We start from the raw sequence: 18,092 nt of genomic DNA, 5'->3' as shown, positions 1-18,092 counted from the left end.
AAACGCCAAGAGTAGTTGAGGGATCGCCCTCTGCGAGGGTAGGAAGTCGCCGCGCAATTTATAAAAGGAGTTACCTTTATGGTAGCTCTTTTTTTGTGCCATTAATAAATAACTTGATGTTTAGGTGTTTTTATTATTTAAACCAGTATGATTATCATCAATATAGAAACTCTTTCCTAATAAATTCAGAAATTATTAGGAATTTATGATAAAATTGAAATAATATGTGTTAAAAAAGGGAGCCTTCATTATGAAGAAAATAAAAATTACCCTAGGATGGCAAATCCTGATTGGATTAGTTTTAGGAATTATTCTAGGTTTAGTGTTCTATAAGAACACTACAGCGATTACAGCAATGCAAAGTATTGGTACTATGTTTATTCGTTTAATTCAAATGATTGTTGTTCCAATCGTGGTATCATGCTTAACTGTCGGTATCGCAAATATTGGTGACATTCATAAATTAGGTCGTATTGGTGGAAAAACTATTTTATACTTCGAAATTATGACCACAATCGCAATTATTTTAGGTTTAATTGTTGGTAATGTTTTCCATCCAGGAGACTTTATCAATGTTCATTCATTACATGCTACTGATATTACTCAATATATGACTACTGCAAAGACTGCTAACCACACTGGTATTTGGGGGACATTAATCGGCTTAATTCCAGTTAATATCTTCAATTCTATTAGTAGTGGTGATATGATGCCAATCATCGTTTTCTCAGTATTTTTTGGTTTAGGAACTGCAGCTATTGGTGAAAAAGGTAAAGTTATTGTTGATTTCTTAAATGCGGTTTCACAAGTAATGTTTAAGATTACTGGTTGGATCATGAAGCTTTCTCCAATAGGAGTTTGTGCATTGATTGGAGTTACTTTAGCAGAGCTAGGAGTATCAGCATTATTGCCACTAGGTTATTTCGTGCTATTAACTTACTTAACTATGATTGTATTCGTACTAGTAGTAATGGGGTTAGCTGCACGTATTTTCGGCTTCAAAATTACTACTCTACTAAAGGTAGTTAAAGAAGAAGCGGTGTTAGCATTCTCAACAGCCAGTTCAGAAGCAGCACTACCTAGAAGTATTGATAAGATGACTAAATTTGGTGTCAGTACATCAATTGTTTCATTCGTTATTCCAACTGGATACACATTTAACTTAGATGGTTCAGCTATCTATCAATCACTTGCTGCGTTATTCTTAGCTCAAGCATATGGTATTCATTTATCAATCGGTCAACAACTAACATTATTAGTTGCACTAATGATTACTTCAAAAGGTATGGCAGGGGTTCCAGGAGCCTCATTTGTGGTCTTATTAGCCACTGTTTCAACTGTTGGTATTCCAGTTTCCGGATTAACATTTATTGCTGGTATTGACCGTTTTATTGATATGGCAAGAACTGCAGTTAACGTTATTGGTAATTCTCTAGCAACTGTGATTATCGGTAAATCAGAAAAAGAATTTGATCAAGGTAAGGAACAAACTTATCTAAAATCAATTGGAATTAAATAATCATTAATGTAAAAAGCCTCAATCCTTATGATTGGGGCTTTTTATTTATAGTACGAAAAAGAGACAACCTTCAAAGTTGTCTCTTTTATAATTATATTGTCGTAGATAAGTAGCAATTACTTTGGCGTAAGGCCACGTCCCCGTGGACTCAACGAAGATTTCTGTGTAATCTCATAATTACTCAGTTTATCTACATAGATTTAGTAGTGTATAAACTGTTGTCCATACCTCCCCAACTAGTTCCCCAGAAGGTGAAGCATCATCAAGCAATTATTAAATATTCAATTTTAAATTACTGTTATTAGCCGCTAACATGTCACTGTTAATTAGCGTGTCACCGCTAAGCCTGCAGCTAAAGGATACTGAGATAACCAACAACAGTCAATTCTCCATCTAATAATCTATTTATATGATTATGTTGATTCGGGAAAATTAACTGTCAAAGGTTATCTCAATCCTTAAGCTTATAGAATTGAAACAACTTCTGACATTAATTCTCCCTTGATAGAATGATCTTTCGACGCTCCTGGATCAAAGGTTAATTCTGTCATTGTTGTTCACTCCTTTTTTATCTAGTATTGTTACAATGTTTATCTTACACCATTTTTTTATTTTTGACAACATTTCATCTTAAAATATTTATGTTTCTATAATGAAACTAAAAAAGAGCCAATCCGGGCCAGATTAACTCTTTATTAATTACATTTTCATATGATCCATATGTTCGTAACATGACATACCGCTTAATTCTAAATCTTCAACGGCAACACCACGTTCTTCAGCGAATGCGTTCATCAATTCATCCATCTTAGTTATATGGAATTCTTGTGGATTTTCTGGATCATCAACTTGAATTTGTGCCATCATACCACCATCTTCATGTTCGATGATGTGGCAATGATACATAAAAATACCAGGATGGTCAAACCAAGCTTTGAAACGAACGGTTTCATCTGGGTTAACACCGATTGTATCCTTTAATCCAGTTTCATTAGGATAAGGGGCATGACCATTACGGTCGAGAACTTCAAATTGGCAGCCGTGCATATGGAAAGGGTGAACCATGCCGCCTTCACAATCATTAGTATTAGTAACTTCCCAGATTTCGCAGTTTCCCATCGTTTGTTTAGCATCGATGCGTTCCATATCGAACTTCTTACCATCTAAAGCTACTTCTTCATCCATACCAGACATTACGACGTGGCGGACTGCAGTATCTTTTGTAACTTCTGGAGTATTCATTTCAAAAAGGGTGTCTGGAATCACGCTGTCATCTTTTTCGTAATCATGAATGCGGAAGTGCATGATTGCGACATCATCAGAGTATAGGACAACTTCGTCACCAGCTTTGTATTTACCGAAGTCAACGACAATTTCTTGTCTTTCAGCACAGGTAATCAATAAATGAGTGAACTTAACAGGGTGAGTTAATAGACTACCATCACCAGCAATTTGGGTGAATTCTAAATCGTCTGAGAAATGAAGGCGCCATTCACGACGATTAGCACCATCTAGTAAACGAAGACGCACCTTTTGGGTTGTTACATCAAAATATGGGTTAACAGTTCCGTTAATCATCGCTGTAGGACCTTGCACACCATCTGGATCATAGTCGGCTTTGTAATCCCATTGATTATTTTCATCGAAGTGACGGTCTTGTAAAATGACCGGAATATCATCGACACCATAATTTCTAGGGATTGGCAAAGTTGCCTCATGTTCATCTTTGACGACAACTGCAGTCGCTAGACCGTGCCAGACTTGTTCAGCAGTTGATGGGCAAGGATGAGCATGCAACCATAATGTAGCAGCAGGTTGATCACATTTGAAGTTTAAAACTTTACTTTCGCCAGGATAAACAGGGGTATGACAACCACCATCGATATCGCCGGGAACGTTTAAGCCGTGCCAATGATATGTAGTTAATTCTGGTAATTCATTTTTGACAGTCACATGGATGTTCTTACCACGTTTGAATAAAATTGTTTTACCCAATAGTGATTGATTATAACCCCAAGTTTGTGTCGCTTTACCAGGCATAATATTAGCTTCTCCTGCTTGGGAAATAACAGTGTAATACATATCTGTATCAGTTTCCTTATCAGGAGTTAGTAATTCTGGAACCTTTAGCTTTTGTGGTGCCACATCAGTAGCTTCTAGTGGAATATAGCCACCGTCATGGGTGTTAAAAGCAGGTTCGTAAAAGAAATAATCTGTATAGACTTTTTCATTTGCCATTGAAAACAACCTTTCTTATTTTAAGATTGCCTTCATTATATTCTTATTTATATTCATTTGCAATTAGTAATCATTATAAACTAGTATGTACTAAAAAAGAGACGATTTAATCGTCTCTTTTTATTATGATCAATAATTATCTTATTGTTCAGCGTACCATGGGTAATGGAAGTTACCTTCACGGTCAGTACGTTCATAAGTGTGAGCACCGAAGTAGTCACGTTGTGCTTGTAGTAAGTTAGCAGGTAATACTTCAGCACGGTATGAATCGTAGTAGTTAACAGCTGCTGAAAGTGATGGAACTGGAATACCAGCCTTAGTTGCAAGAGCAACAACATCACGAGCATCTTGTTGGTACTTGTTAGCGATTTCTGAGAAGTATGGGTCTAACAATAGGTTAGTTAGGTTTTCATCCTTTTCGAAAGCGTCAGTAATGTTTTGTAAGAATTGAGCACGAATGATACAACCTTCACGCCAGATTTGAGCTAGTTCACCGAACTTCAAGTTCCAGTCATAGCTTTCTGAAGCGAAACGTAGTTGTTCGAAACCTTGTGCGTAACTCATGATCTTACCAAAGTATAGAGCTTTACGTACACGTTCAACTAAGTCTTTCTTTTCGTCATCGTTGATAACGTCAGTAGCCTTAGGACCGTTTAATACTTTAGCTGCTGCAAGACGTTCGTCTTTTAGCATTGAGATGAAACGAGCGTAAACTGATTCAGTAATAACTGATTGGTCAGTACCAACTTCCATGGCATCTTCTGATGACCACTTACCAGTACCCTTGTTAGCACCACGGTCTAAGATCATGTCAACGATAGGCTTGCTCTTGTCAGCACCTAAATCGTCTTTTCTAGTTAAGATATCAGCAGTAATTTCGATTAGGTAACTGTTTAGTTCACCCTTGTTCCATTCCTTGAAGATATCAGCTAAATCGTCGATGTCAATACCAGCACCGTTACGAAGAATGTCGTAACTTTCATCGATTAATTGTTCATCACCGTATTCAATACCGTTATGAACCATCTTTACGTAGTGACCGGCACCATTTGGTCCAATGTATGAAACACATGGTTTGCCATCGCTAGCTTTAGCAGCGATTTGAGTTAAAATTGGTTCTACTAGTTTGTATGCGTCTTCTTGACCACCAGGCATTAGTGATGGACCTTGAAGTGCACCTAGTTCACCACCAGAAACACCCATACCAATGAAGTTAATTCCTGATTCATCTAGTCTAGCATTTCTTTCCATAGTGTTATGGAAGTTAGTGTTACCACCATCGATTAAGATATCACCTTTGTCTAGTAAAGGTAGAAGTGCGTCGATAGTTGCGTCGGTAGCAGGACCGGCTTTAACCATCATCACGATACGACGTGGAGTTTCTAGAGAGTTAACAAAATCTTCAACAGAGTAACTTGGTACCAAGTTCTTTTCTGCGTGATCCTTCATTACAACTTCAGTCTTTGAAGCTGAACGGTTGTAAATACCTACAGTGAAGCCACGGCTTTCAATGTTAAGGGCTAAGTTCTTACCCATAACAGCCATTCCAACAACACCAATGTTTGCTTTTGAGTCAGCCATTATAAACCTTCCTTTTTAAAGAAAATTGTGTATTTATATACACTTAAATTTTAACATTTTAATTGACAATTGTCATATAATTATTTCTTTGAGTTAAAAACCCAAGCACGACCATCGCGTTCTAGCAATTCGTCAGCTGCATCTGGTCCCATTGAACCAGGAGTGTAGTTAGGGAAGTTAGGTTGATCCTTGTCCCAAACTTGTCTGATAACATCTGCGAATTCCCAGGCACGACTTACTTCGTCCCAACTAGCAAAGTTAGTAGCGTTACCTAAGATTGCATCATGGATTAAGCGTTCGTATGGTTCTGGAGTAATCGCCTTTTCTTCATCACTTTGAGTGTGAGTAAGTTCGATTGGTTGCATGTCCATACCTTGTCCAGCCTTCTTACCATTTAGACGTAGAATAATCTTGTTGACAGGGTCTACGAATAAAGTAAGTACGTTGTTGTTTAGTTCACTTTCAGAACCGTTTGCTGCGGCGAAGACATCGATTAGTGGCTTCTTGAAGACCACGTCAATACGAGTAAACTTGTCGCTTAACATCTTACCAGTTCTAATGTAGAAAGGAACGTTCTTCCAGCGTTTGTTTTCAAATAAAACTTTACCGGCAACATAAGTTTCAGTAATTGAATCGTTAGGAACATTATCTTCGTGACGGTAATCTAATTGGTCACCGTTAGCACCGTATTGTCCACGAACGAAGTTTTGACGAACTTCATCTTCAGTGTAAACACGCATACTTCTTAGCGCACGAATCTTTTCACGACGAATGTCAACGTCCTTAAATGAAATAGGGTCTTCCATTGCTAGAATGGTTAGCATTTGAATGGTATGGTTTTGCACCATATCACGTAATGCACCAGAACCATCATAGTAACCAGCACGTTCTTCAACTCCTAGCTTTTCAGCTAAAGTTACTTGAATGTTGTCGATGTATTCGTTGTTCCAAATACCTTCAATTAGTGGATTACCAAAACGAAGTGCTAGCACGTTTTGTACCATTTCTTTACCTAAGTAATGGTCGATTCGATAAACTTGGTTTTCATTAAATGATTTGCCAAGTGCATTGTTTAATTCCTCAGCAGAATCATAGTCACGACCAAATGGTTTTTCAATAATCAAACGGTTGAAACCGCCATTATCTGATAAACATTTGTGGGCTTTAAGGTTTTGTGCCACAGTCCCAAAGAAGTTGGGAGCCATTGAAATATAGAAAATACGATTTCCGTTAGTATCATATTGTTGATCTAACTTGTTAGCGTAGTCACTTAATGCATCATAATGTTCTGGATTAGTTACATCATGTGCCATGTAGTAAAAATGACTTGCGAAGCTTTTGGCTTGTTCTTCACTATCTGCGTTAGCACTGACTGATTCCACGATTACATCACGGAATGTTTCATCGCTCCATTCACGACGACCAGTACCAATTAATGCAAAGTGATCATTATCTACGTAACCTTTTTTGTATAGGTTAAAAATAGATGGGTATAATTTACGTTTAGCTAGGTCACCAGTTGCACCAAATAGCATGAACAAGGCACGAGTTGCTGTTGCCAATTACCGTCACTCCTTATAGAAAAATTTTAACGATTCAAATGAATGTAAAATGTAATTCATTCTCAGTTAATATACAAAGATATTATATAACACGACGCAAAATTAAAAAAGTGTTTTAATCCATATCATTACAGAAATGTAAACGCTTTACTAAAATTTAATAATTTAAATCATATTTGATGGATATTCGGGTACCATTTGCTTTATAATGGTGTTTATGAGGATTAAAAAAGGGGGAGAATTCAATGAGAAAGAGAAAAGAATTAGGATTGAAATTAGTTTTCATTTATTCGTTATTACTTAATTCCGGTGCGGCATTTATGTGGCCGCTAGTAACAATGTACATTGATAACTATTTACATAAATCTTTATTAGTGTCTGGGATATCGCTACTTTTTATATCAGGATTTACTATCATCGGTAATTATGTCGGTGGATATTTGTTTGATCACTGGTCAGCTTATAAGGCATCAATGATTGGAATCACGATTTCGACGTTAGCCATCATTGCTTTAATCTTTTATCATGGTTGGCCTACCTTCGCTATATTATTAGTAATTTTAGGATTTGGGGATGGAATTAATTTAACATTGCTAAACTCGTATGCAACTAATGTTAAGAGCAGAGATACCCGAACGGTTTTTAATATGCTATATGTGGGATTAAATATTGGAGTGGTAATTGGTACTGCAATGGTAGGATACTTATTAAAATATGGAATTTCCGTTGTTTTTATAGCCGCCACAAGTTTTTACGTTGCTTTATGGTTACTAACATTAATTTATTTCAATGTTGATTTTTCTAATTATCGAACAAATGATAATGAATCTAATAATGTTAATGATAATAACGTCAGCTTATCAAAATCCAAAATTAAATTAATATATCCAATTTGCTTAATGGTCTTCACTGTATATTTAAGTTATACATTATGGGAAAGTGTTATGTCTGTCCACATGGTAAAATTAGGAATATCTTTTGAAGCATACTCGACTCTTTGGACAGTTAACGGATTATTAATTGTATTTGGACAACCATTAGTTAACTATATAAGTAAACGTTTAAAAATTAGAATTAATCATCAAGTGTTTTTAGGAGTATTCTTGTTTGCGATGGCTTTTTATTTTCTAGTTATTGCGAAGACTTTCCCTGCCTTTTTGGGAATTATGATTTTCCTTACAATTGGTGAAATGATTGGTCTACCGGATGTCCCTGCTTGGATTGATGAATTATCAACCAAGGAAGAAAAAGGAAAGTATCAGGGGATGTTTAATGCTTTAATGTCAGCAGGAAGAGCGATTAGTCCATTATTTGCAGGATTTGTGATTGAATCGTATGGATATAACCCATTATTTATTTTTGTTGCGACGTTAATGTTAGTATCATTAATAATCGTTATGGCAGTTAGTCGACAAAAGTAAAAAGGATTGTTTCAATAAGAAACAATCCTTTTTTTATTTGTTATGTTTAACTCCATATTTTATTAAGTTCCACATATTTTCAAATCGTTGATCATAAAAATCATCGTTCCAAGTTTCAGCAAAATCAGGTAATCCAAAAATAGCGAATGCAGACATGATATTTTCTGCCTCTATAAATTCTGGATCATCTAAACCCAAAATTTGGTTAATTGAGGGATATGACAATGTCAATACATTATGAAGTGCAAACGGATTATGTTCAATATACATAGTACTAAGCTCAAACATTTTAGGATTTGCAAAATAAATATTTCTTTTAGCATCCATAAATTGTTTAATCCAATCGTGTAATAGTGATAAACGATCGGTTCTGGTCATATCTACATTAATCTTTAATAAAACGTTTTCTTCAAGCCACTTAGCATTGACTGCTTCCCATAATTCTTGTTTATTTCTGAAGTACTTATATAAAGCGGCGTGAGTTATATGTAACTCGTTAGCAATCTCATTCAAAGTGATATCGGTTTTATCATTTTGAATGATTAATTTTTGTACAATGTTAATAATTCTATCTTTACTTATTTTTTCCATATTCAGGCCTCAGAAACCTATCATAAGTTTCTATCTAATTCAAAAAATAGACATTGTGTTCAAATTATCATTAAATAAATATTAGCATAAAATTAGAAAATGCACAAATTTTGACTTTTATACTCCTGTTCTATATAATTCAGAATTAGTTACAAAATAGTTAAAAAGTTACTAAAAATTACGGGGGAAATTAATGAAAGCGGCGGAACTATTAGAATATAGTGAAAAATTTAAGTTGCAAGTGGTTGATATTGATATCCCTCAAATTAATTCTAATGAAGTGTTAATTAAGGTGGTTGCTGCATCTGTAAATGATATTGATAATGAAATTGGTAGAGGCGAGTTAAAAAATATTTTTGATTATAAATTGCCACAAGTCTTAGGAAGTGAGATAAGTGGTCATATTGAAAAAATTGGTGATGATGTTAAGGGATTCGATATAGGAGACGCTGTATATACACGTCTCCCCATTCGTCAATTAGGTGGTTTCGCAGAATATGTTGCAGTTGACGTAGACTATATAGCTAAAGCACCAAAAACACTTAAGTTATTTCAGTCATCAACAGTTCCTTTTCCGGCTCTAGCTGCATATCAAATCTTAGTAGATAGATTAACAGTAGAGTCAGGGAAGACATTGTTTATTAATGGTGGATCTGGATCGTTTGGTGCTGGAGCGATTGTGATTGCTAAGGCAATGGGATTAAATGTTATCGTTAGTGGTAATAGAAAATTTCGTAATAATGCCATGATTCTAGGAGCAGATAAGTATATCGATTATAAAGTATTAGACTATACACAAGTAGTAGATAGAGTCGATTATGTTATTGATGCATTAGGTAGTGACCACTTTGAAGATGAAATGAAAATTTTAAAAACTAATGGTGATTTGGTGAGTTTAAATGGTATCCCGGATAATGCATTTGCTAAACGCCAAAAATTTGGTTGGTTAAAAAAACACAAGATTAAAAAAATGAGTGCCAATGTTGAATCTAAAAGCGATGAACACCGCGTTAAGTATCATTACGTACTAAGTCGTGAAAATGGTAAGCAACTAAAGAAAATTAGTGAGATTATCGATAAAACGGATTGCATTAAAAAAATTAAGTTTGAGCGTGGTGTTTTTAAAATCGATCAGATTAATGAAGCATTGGATTATGTGAAAAAACATCATACAGAAAAAGTCATTATATTATTTTAAAAAAAGTCTGCTAGATTATAGCAGACTTTTTATATATTCTTATTTTTTAAAATATTATAAACTCTCATGACGTCACGATCAGTGCCGCGTAACTCAAAATCAGTTGTGAGTTCGGTATTGAATTTTTGCGCATATCTTTTTGCAGTTAAACAGTATTGGTCATTAAAGTTCTTATTACCTGAACCAATCACGCCGATGCATCGACGTGCGTTGTTGTGGTAATCAATGTATTCTCCAAGTGAATTGGTCATCATTTCTTTGACCCCATTATCGATTCCGTTGCCACCGTCTAAGTAAGTTGGCACGAATGCAAAAAAGTTTTCCTTTTCATCAGCAAAATCACTTTGGTCTGAAATTTCGGTTAATTCAATTAATGGATTGGCATCATCATCAGCATGTAATTGCTTAGCATAGCTTTGTAAGTTGTTAACGAAATTGCGGGTATTACCAGAAATTGAAATGTAGAGAATGCGAATTGCTGCCAAAATAAGGACTTCCTTTTCATATAAAATAAAAAATCTGCTAGAAATATATTCTAACAGATTTAATCTTTTTATATTAGTCTTTACTTTCAACTTCTTTGGGTTCTTCATGATTTTCATCGTTGTCTTTACGTTGGTCATCAACTTCAAATAGATTGATGAATGAGTTTTCGAAGTGTAATACTTTGAAAGTAAATGAATCAACGGTGAAAGTGCTTCCCGGTTTGATTTGAACGCCAGGATTATTATCAATGAAGTAACCTGATAGAGTTACGCTATCTGATTTGCTGAAATCTTTAATTTCAGTCTTGAAATAACGTTCAAAGTCATAAGTGGTCATCTTACCGCTTACTTGGTAAGTACCTTTAGGTTGTTTGAAAACATATTCGTTAGTTGCAGGATCAATTTCATCTCTGACAGTTCCAAATAGTTCTTCGTAAATATCTTTATCAGTAATAATCCCTGAAGTACCACCATATTCGTCAACAACAACGACGATTGGGGTTCTCATAGTAATCATTTTTTGTAGGACTTCGGTAATCTTCATGTTTTCAGGGACAGTTCCGATATCTCTAATTAAACGTTCAACTGGGATGTTGGAGTTAACGCGAGATTGGCGAACCAAATCGTAACAGTAAACATATCCGAAGATGTTGTCTTTGTTATTATCAACCACGACAGGAATACGACTGTATTTTGATTGTAGATACATTGTGATGGCATCATCTACTAAAGTATTGATGTCCATGACGGTTAGTTGAGTTCTATCAATCATAATGTCTTTGGCAACTTTATCATTAAAATCAAAAGCACGTTGCATGTATAGGTAATCATATTTTTCTAGATCACCATTTTCAACGGCTTCCTTTGAGATACTTAAGATTTCGGCTTGAGACATTGATTCGTCACTTTCGTCAGTCATCTTAAGACCCATCATTTTAACCATACCAGCAGCACTGGCATTGATAGCCCATACCCCTGGATAGAAAATAGTGTGGAAGTAATGAAGTGATGTTGCAACATAACCTAACACTTTTCTTGGCATGGCAATACTGATGTTCTTAGGAACAACTTCAGTTACTACCACTTCAAGGTAGGTTAAGATTAAAATACCAACAATACTACCGATAGCATGTGCAGTACTTTGAGCAACTAGGCCAGGCTTTAATTCTAAAACATCAAAGATGGCGTCAACAATAAGACTTTCACCAAGCCAACCCATAAGGATACCACAGGCGGTAACCCCCACTTGAGTAGTTGATAAATAGTCATTTAGGTTAGTGAGCATGTGCATTTCACGAGCAAGTTTCTTTGACTTACCCTTAGTTTCTTCCTCTTCTTCCAACATGCTGTATCTGGTTTGCACTAAGGCAAATTCACAGGCAACAAAGTATGCAGCGAAGAAGAATGCGATTAATACAATAATGATTTGAAAAAATATCACACCACTATCCAACAGAACATTCCCCGTTTCTTAGTAAAATTTATATAATGTCTATATTATACCTGTTATACTTATGTTTTTTAAGTAATTTAGTGAATATAATACCTTATTTTTGTTAAAAAAATGGAAAAAAATCAAAATTTAGTTAAATTTTAAATATTTTGAATAAAATTGTTTTATTCTTATGGAATTATTGGTAGAATTAAGAGGATGAATTAGTAATTTATCAAGCAGGAAAGGGGCGACCAGCAATGGTCGCCTCTTTTTTTATCATCAAATCCACATAATTAAATTAAAAAAGACCCCCGCTAAAGCGGAGGTCTTTTCTATTAGCCATGTTGTTTGTTCATCGCGTGAACGTTGCTCGGTCTTTTGGCAAATCCGTATGATTGTGCAACAACATATTGCGGACGTTGCTTAGAAGCATCAAATGTTCTGTATAGGTAATCACCGATAATGCCTAGCGCAAGCATGATGCTACCAGATAGAATCAACATTAAAGTAATTGCAAAAGTTAATGTTGATATACCGGTAAAGATGGTGACCAATCCATATAAGAAACCAGCGATGATACTGATGATTCCGACATAATTTACGATCTTTAGGGGGATTTCAGAGAATGCGGTAATCCCATCAGTAGCTAGTCTTAACATTTTAGATAAGGGGTACTTGGTTACCCCAGATGTCCGTTCTTGTCGTTCGTATGATACAGCAGTTTGCTTGAAGCCGACCCAGCTCACTAGGCCACGAACAAATGGCTCCGGTTCATTCAATTTGGAAAGTGCATCAACCACTTTACGGTCCATTAAGCGAAAATCACCTGTATCTAGGGGGATATCTATGTTAGCGACTTTACGCATGATGCGGTAGAAAGCTTTCGCAGAGAAGAGTTTAAAGAAAGATTCACCTTCGCGGATAAGACGTTTTCCGTAGACAACGTCGTATCCTTCTTGCCATTTTTCAATCATGTTAGGAATTACAGAGGGGGGATCTTGTAAATCAGCATCCATAACAACGACTGCATCGCCTGTTGCATAACGGATGCCAGCGGTGATGGCAAGTTGGTGACCAAAGTTTCTAGAGAATTCTACCAGCTTAATGTTATCGTATTGTGATTGTGCTTGACGGATAATATCTACGCTTGAATCGACAGAGCCGTCATCCACAAATATGATTTCGTAAGTTTCAATCTGGCAATTGATGAAGTTTTCTAAAACTTCGATGGTATTTAAGATACCTTCTTCTTCGTTAAAAACGGGAAGAACAATTGAGATAGCGTTAATTTTAGTGGTCATAAGACACCTCCAGTTTAGTAGATGCTGGAAAGGTCGTATAAAGTACCGTTTGACATGTTAGATGGACCGCCACCCATATTCATTGAACCAGTGTTAGGTTGTTGACCTTTGGCCATTTTACCTGATGGTTTAGTCATGTTAGATGGGCGGTTCTTGGCAGTAAACATAGAAGTATTGGAGGAACTATTACTGTTAGATGATCCACCGTATTCACTAGCGTTGACCTTCTTAGCATGTTTTTTAATCCAGTTCACAATTTCATTGTTAGTAGATCCGGACTTACCTTCATCGAGGTAGTATTTAACTTGACCAGATTTAACTAATTGTTTGAACTTGCTTAATGTCATTGCAGGGTCGGTTCCATTGAAACCTCCCATTGCCATGACGGCTTTCTTAGTTTTAATAATGTAAGGAGCGGCAGTGCCGGAATCTGCAGTTGCAAATAGGTACTTGGCATTGCCTTGGTGTTTAGTTAGGTAGTTTAACAATTTGGTATTAACAGTACCGTTACCAATTCCACCGGAGTTGTTACCACCGCTAGTTAAGAGATCAGGACCAGCAGTTGGAATTGCAGCGGATTCTTTAGCAAGGGTCGGAGTTAGTGACCAGAAACTTGGTGCGACTGCGATTGATAGCAATCCAATAATCATGATGGCTTTACCAGCTGGTTTCGCTTTGAAGATTAGTAAACCAACACTGGCAACCACGGCCACGATAATGATTAAAACAGTTAACCAAGGGTAGTAACTTGATACGTACCATGCTTGTAGTGCAGCAGTAACGACGATAGCGACTGGTAGGAAGTATGCTTTGTAGTTGTTTAGACCAAATTCTTTGAATAGCTTAATCATTGCAGCAAGACCTAATCCGGCTAACGCAGCGATTGCTGGAGCTAACATGATAGTGTAGTAAGGATGGAAGAAACTAGCGACAGAGAAGAATCCGTACACTGGAACTAGCCATCCAGTCCATAGCACAACGTGTTTTTGACGATGTGTTAATTGGTACCATTTACGTTTAGGATCTGCGTAACCGATGAATGCGGCAATCATTCCGATAATCGCAAATGGTAATAGCCAACTAATCTGTGGACCTAATGCTGATTGGAATAAACGAAGTGGACCAGCTGTACCGATATTGAAGGCACCACCGGCGCCACCCATGGTCTTTCCACCACCCATCTTCATACCGCCACGACGAGCGTTAGAAGGGATGTTTTTCATATTCTTCATGTTTTTAGATGGTTTGAAGTTACCCATTTTTTGACCATTTGGCATGGTCATTTGTTGATTATTAGTACTCTTGGATTTAGATGAGTTGTTACCCATTCCCTTAAAGGCACCACCTGTACCAGTAGTTTGACCTAAAAGACGTTGAGTTCCGTTGTAGCCAAAGGCTAGTTCTAAAACTGAGTTGTGTTGTGATCCACCTTCATATGGACGGTTACTTGCTGATGTCATATCAACAGATAGTGGCCATGAAAGGGTGAAGACAACTAAAGCAATTCCGGCAAGTGATAATTTACCGATTTTTTTCTTCCATGAATCCTTAGAAGCTAACCAGTAGAATAGTAGCATTCCAGGAATAATCATGAAGGCTTGGAGCATTTTAATATTGAAAGCAAATCCAATCGTTGCAAAGCTTCCAATCAACCAGTACATATTGTTCTTATTAATTGATTTTTGTAACATCCAGATGGCTAATAATAAGAAGTAAATTAATGTTGCATCCATATTATTAGTTCTAGAGTCGGCAACTACGATTGGTGTAATTGTCATTACTAAGGCAGCGATGCGTCCTGCAAGCTGACCGAAGTAAGGAGTAACTAGTCGGTACATTAAGTAGACTGAACCGACTCCGAATAAGACGGAAGGTAGTACCACACTGAAGTTGGAAACACCTAAGATTTTAGCTGAGATAGCCATAAACCAAAGGGCAACCGGTGGCTTATCGACAGTAATGTATCCGGCAGGATCAAAACTGGCATACCAGAAGTTTTTAAAACTTTGGGTCATACTAGTAATTGCGGAAGTATAGAAGTCATTAGCAGAACCAGTCTTCCAAGTTCCATATCCATATAATCCTAAAGCGATTAGCAGGATAATTACTAATACCCAGTCAATTTTGTGGCGTGAGAAGAAGTTAGCCTTCTTTTCAGTCGGTTGATTCATGGGCGGATGCCTCCTTTATACGAGTTGTTTTAAATACCCAATACTTACTTAAAACGAAATTAGTAGGAGTCGTGACGAATAGTGTAATTAGGGGGATAATACTAGCTAGAACGTGGAAATAATTGCTAGCGACATCCGTTACGACGATACTTAATGTCCATGTAAATAAGTATGTGAGGTAATATTTAGCGACTAACATCCAGTTATGATTGGATTTAAACACCCACTTACGGTTGATGGTTAACCCGATCACCGAAGTAATTCCGTATCCGATTGCCATGGCATCCGTGGGAGATGTTGCTTTATATAGCAAAGTATATATAAGATACGTTAAAATAGTGTTGATTAATCCAACCACACCGAACTTAAAAAATTGTCGGCAAATAGTTATCATGGTTGGGCACTTCCTTTATTGGAATGCTTTAAGTCTAGTTTAAGAAAATTAAACTAATCTTAAAGCAATCATAAACTTAACTTAAATTGAAAATTAACATTGAAAAACCCTGAAAGGAATTGATAATTATGGATGGTTTAAATATTTTAATCGTCGAAGATGACGAAAACTTAGCTGCCAGTGTGGCACAATTTTTAGCGCCAATTGGAAACACCACCGTTGTGCATGATGGCTTCGAAGGTCAAATGATGGGCCAAGATAACATTTACGATATCGCCATCTTGGATTTAATGTTGCCAGAAGTGAATGGATACGACATTTTAAAACAATGGCGTGTCGATGACGGCATCGATATGCCAGTCTTAATTTTGACTGCCAAAGATACTATGGCTGATAAGGTCCATGGATTTGAACTAGGTGCCGATGACTACCTAACTAAGCCTTTCCACCGTGAAGAATTAATCTTACGTGTAAAAGCACTTTTAAAACGAGCTGGTCGTTTAGGTAACAACAACCAACTAACCGTTGCTGGTTTTTCCATTGACTTAGGTCGTCATTACGTGGAATACCAAGGGCAAGAACTACAATTAAATGGAAAAGAATACGACTTATTAGTCTACTTTGTCCAAAACCCAGCAACCATTATTACCAAAGATCAAATCTTTGACCGTCTCTGGGGATTTGACTCAGAAACTGCCTTGTCAGTGGTCGAAGTTTACATGAGTAATTTAAGAAAGAAGATTAAACAAATTTCTGGAACCAACCCCATCAAGACATTGCGAAATGTTGGTTACATGTTAGAAGGAGAATAATATGAGAGATCGCATCTTAGAGCATAAACAACAAATTAAGCTGTTTATAAAAGAACTAATTGGTTTTGCGATTTTATTCGCGCTCTTAGGGATGATTGTCTATTTCTTCTTCCAAAAATCAATTTATTCCAACATTGATGCTGGTCTAAACCGCCAACGGATTCGCATCGAACGTAACGTGGCGTCAACACAAGAACCATTACAGGTGAATCCCAGACCGGGGGCTTTTAACCCATTTAATAATTATAGTAACGGTGATTTTCAAACCAACATCATTGTTTTTAATAAGAAGGGAATTATCTCTAATCGAGGGATGTTAGGGCAACGTACTTATCAACTCTTGAGTAAGTTAACCGTTGATTCTAGTAAGTTAAATAAAGTTGATCAAATTACTCTGGGTTCGAAAAACTACGTCACTAATTTCCGCGCAATTTTATTGAAGGTTTCCAAAGATAATTTGAATCCAGAATACGCTGGTAATTATGTATTGATTTTGCAAAATATCGATGCCGAATTACTGGCACTACACAGTTTTATCGAAGCTTTAATCGTAACGCTGGTCTTCTTCTGGATTATTGCCATCTTAATCGCATACTATCTATCTAAATCTAGTATGAAACCCATCATAAATTCATGGCACCGCCAAAAGGAATTCAGTTCTAATGCGGCGCATGAATTACGCACACCGCTAACAGTAATTCAAAACCAAATGGAATATCTATTAACTAAACCGACTGATCGAATTGTTGACCAGATTCAACCGGTCTCAACGACGCTAGAAGAGGTTAAGCATTTGAAAGTCCTCACGCAACGCTTATTAACATTGGCGCGTTCGGACTCCAACATCGTCCAAGCACAACGCCAAGACGTCGAATTAGCACCTTTCTTTGATGCGGTTGTCGCACCATTTAATGAAATTGCGAATAGTCAAAACAAGTCATTCGTTAGCAACGTCGATGTGGACGGGAATGGCCGCATTGACACCGATTTAATCAAACAATTAATGGTGATTTTAGTCGACAATGCGATGAAGTACACCCCACAAGGTGGCACTGTTGCTGTCCGCGTTAACCGCAACCATAATTCATTGAAGATGTCGGTTTCCGATACCGGAAACGGGGTGCCAGATGAAGATAAAGAACTTATCTTTGAACGTTTCTACCGCACTGATAAGTCGAGAAACTCAAAGACTGGTGGGAATGGTTTAGGGCTATCGATTGCCAAATGGATTGTTGATCAACATCATGGTCGTATTACGGTACGCGATAATCATCCAACCGGTGCCATTTTCACGGTCACTTTTAACCTATAAGAAATGGCAATTAATTCTATTTTTCCTTTAATAGCGGTATCTTTTTTAGCGCTGTCTGTTACAATGGAATGT

At 36.7% G+C, this 18,092-nt stretch carries 14 protein-coding genes; 5 read left to right on the top strand and 9 right to left on the bottom strand.

Translation table 11 applies throughout. From position 1 onward, the window contains the following. The first annotated feature begins 250 nt into the window (after positions 1 to 250). Positions 251 to 1,519, top strand: coding sequence for a cation:dicarboxylate symporter family transporter (locus tag M3005_RS03565; protein WP_293793740.1), 1,269 nt, complete (start codon positions 251 to 253; stop codon positions 1,517 to 1,519). A gap of 699 nt (positions 1,520 to 2,218) precedes the next feature. On the opposite strand, the gene M3005_RS03560 is transcribed toward M3005_RS03565, so the two are convergent. From M3005_RS03560 to zwf, 3 genes are all read right to left on the bottom strand, one after another. After that, on the bottom strand, positions 2,219 to 3,757 hold the full coding sequence (locus M3005_RS03560; protein ID WP_293793738.1) for a multicopper oxidase family protein: 1,539 nt from the start codon (positions 3,755 to 3,757) through the stop codon (positions 2,219 to 2,221). A gap of 141 nt (positions 3,758 to 3,898) precedes the next feature. Then, entirely contained in the window at positions 3,899 to 5,338 is a 1,440-nt protein-coding gene (gene gndA, locus M3005_RS03555) for an NADP-dependent phosphogluconate dehydrogenase (RefSeq protein WP_293793737.1), read from the bottom strand. An 80-nt stretch (positions 5,339 to 5,418) separates the two neighbouring features. Further along, positions 5,419 to 6,900: a glucose-6-phosphate dehydrogenase gene (gene zwf, locus M3005_RS03550; RefSeq protein WP_293793736.1), complete on the bottom strand. Its 1,482-nt coding sequence runs from the start codon at positions 6,898 to 6,900 to the stop codon at positions 5,419 to 5,421. A 245-nt stretch (positions 6,901 to 7,145) separates the two neighbouring features. Here zwf and M3005_RS03545 point away from each other — a divergent pair, with 245 nt between their 5' ends. Continuing rightward, positions 7,146 to 8,321 (top strand): MFS transporter, encoded by a 1,176-nt coding sequence (locus M3005_RS03545; protein ID WP_293793735.1) that lies wholly within the window; start codon positions 7,146 to 7,148, stop codon positions 8,319 to 8,321. A 33-nt stretch (positions 8,322 to 8,354) separates the two neighbouring features. Here M3005_RS03545 and M3005_RS03540 read toward each other — a convergent pair whose 3' ends face one another. After that, the gene (locus tag M3005_RS03540; protein WP_293793733.1) at positions 8,355 to 8,912 is read right to left on the bottom strand and encodes a TetR/AcrR family transcriptional regulator; all 558 of its coding nucleotides are present in this window, start codon (positions 8,910 to 8,912) and stop codon (positions 8,355 to 8,357) included. Between the two features lie 193 nt (positions 8,913 to 9,105). Between M3005_RS03540 and M3005_RS03535 the strand changes: the two genes are divergently transcribed. Continuing rightward, a complete protein-coding gene (locus tag M3005_RS03535) occupies positions 9,106 to 10,110 on the top strand; it encodes an NADP-dependent oxidoreductase (protein ID WP_293793731.1) in 1,005 nt (334 codons plus the stop codon). A gap of 29 nt (positions 10,111 to 10,139) precedes the next feature. On the opposite strand, the gene nrdI is transcribed toward M3005_RS03535, so the two are convergent. The 5 genes from nrdI to M3005_RS03510 form a co-directional block, all read right to left on the bottom strand. After that, the gene (gene nrdI / locus M3005_RS03530; protein ID WP_293793730.1) at positions 10,140 to 10,595 is read right to left on the bottom strand and encodes a class Ib ribonucleoside-diphosphate reductase assembly flavoprotein NrdI; all 456 of its coding nucleotides are present in this window, start codon (positions 10,593 to 10,595) and stop codon (positions 10,140 to 10,142) included. 73 nt (positions 10,596 to 10,668) lie between these two features. After that, positions 10,669 to 12,048 (bottom strand): hemolysin family protein, encoded by a 1,380-nt coding sequence (locus M3005_RS03525; RefSeq protein ID WP_293793729.1) that lies wholly within the window; start codon positions 12,046 to 12,048, stop codon positions 10,669 to 10,671. A gap of 317 nt (positions 12,049 to 12,365) precedes the next feature. Then, entirely contained in the window at positions 12,366 to 13,331 is a 966-nt protein-coding gene (locus M3005_RS03520; RefSeq protein WP_293793727.1) for a glycosyltransferase family 2 protein, read from the bottom strand. 14 nt (positions 13,332 to 13,345) lie between these two features. After that, a complete protein-coding gene (locus M3005_RS03515; RefSeq protein WP_293793725.1) occupies positions 13,346 to 15,502 on the bottom strand; it encodes an ArnT family glycosyltransferase in 2,157 nt (718 codons plus the stop codon). Then, positions 15,486 to 15,896: a GtrA family protein gene (locus M3005_RS03510; RefSeq protein WP_293793723.1), complete on the bottom strand. Its 411-nt coding sequence runs from the start codon at positions 15,894 to 15,896 to the stop codon at positions 15,486 to 15,488. The genes M3005_RS03515 and M3005_RS03510 overlap by 17 nt, the downstream gene beginning before the upstream one ends. A gap of 128 nt (positions 15,897 to 16,024) precedes the next feature. Between M3005_RS03510 and M3005_RS03505 the strand changes: the two genes are divergently transcribed. Both M3005_RS03505 and M3005_RS03500 read left to right on the top strand, forming a co-directional pair. After that, the gene (locus M3005_RS03505) at positions 16,025 to 16,708 is read left to right on the top strand and encodes a response regulator transcription factor (protein ID WP_053949485.1); all 684 of its coding nucleotides are present in this window, start codon (positions 16,025 to 16,027) and stop codon (positions 16,706 to 16,708) included. A 1-nt stretch (position 16,709) separates the two neighbouring features. Continuing rightward, positions 16,710 to 18,020, top strand: a complete 1,311-nt coding sequence (locus M3005_RS03500) for a sensor histidine kinase (RefSeq protein ID WP_293793721.1) — start codon at positions 16,710 to 16,712, stop codon at positions 18,018 to 18,020. Positions 18,021 to 18,092: the final 72 nt, after the last annotated feature.

It is taken from the genome of Apilactobacillus sp. (genome assembly GCF_025290035.1).
In the GTDB taxonomy this organism is placed as follows: Bacteria; Bacillota; Bacilli; order Lactobacillales; family Lactobacillaceae; genus Apilactobacillus.
Note: the sequence above shows the minus strand (reverse complement) of the source record. Positions and strands in the feature narration are given on the sequence as shown.

Coding starts and splice junctions, on each gene's coding strand:
- M3005_RS03565 (WP_293793740.1), top strand. CDS start 251: ATGAAGAAAATAAAAATTACCCTAGGATGGCAAATCCTGATTGGATTA.
- M3005_RS03560 (WP_293793738.1), bottom strand. CDS start 3,757: ATGGCAAATGAAAAAGTCTATACAGATTATTTCTTTTACGAACCTGCT.
- gndA (WP_293793737.1), bottom strand. CDS start 5,338: ATGGCTGACTCAAAAGCAAACATTGGTGTTGTTGGAATGGCTGTTATG.
- M3005_RS03545 (WP_293793735.1), top strand. CDS start 7,146: ATGAGAAAGAGAAAAGAATTAGGATTGAAATTAGTTTTCATTTATTCG.
- M3005_RS03540 (WP_293793733.1), bottom strand. CDS start 8,912: ATGGAAAAAATAAGTAAAGATAGAATTATTAACATTGTACAAAAATTA.
- M3005_RS03535 (WP_293793731.1), top strand. CDS start 9,106: ATGAAAGCGGCGGAACTATTAGAATATAGTGAAAAATTTAAGTTGCAA.
- M3005_RS03520 (WP_293793727.1), bottom strand. CDS start 13,331: ATGACCACTAAAATTAACGCTATCTCAATTGTTCTTCCCGTTTTTAAC.
- M3005_RS03515 (WP_293793725.1), bottom strand. CDS start 15,502: ATGAATCAACCGACTGAAAAGAAGGCTAACTTCTTCTCACGCCACAAA.
- M3005_RS03510 (WP_293793723.1), bottom strand. CDS start 15,896: ATGATAACTATTTGCCGACAATTTTTTAAGTTCGGTGTGGTTGGATTA.
- M3005_RS03505 (WP_053949485.1), top strand. CDS start 16,025: ATGGATGGTTTAAATATTTTAATCGTCGAAGATGACGAAAACTTAGCT.
- M3005_RS03500 (WP_293793721.1), top strand. CDS start 16,710: ATGAGAGATCGCATCTTAGAGCATAAACAACAAATTAAGCTGTTTATA.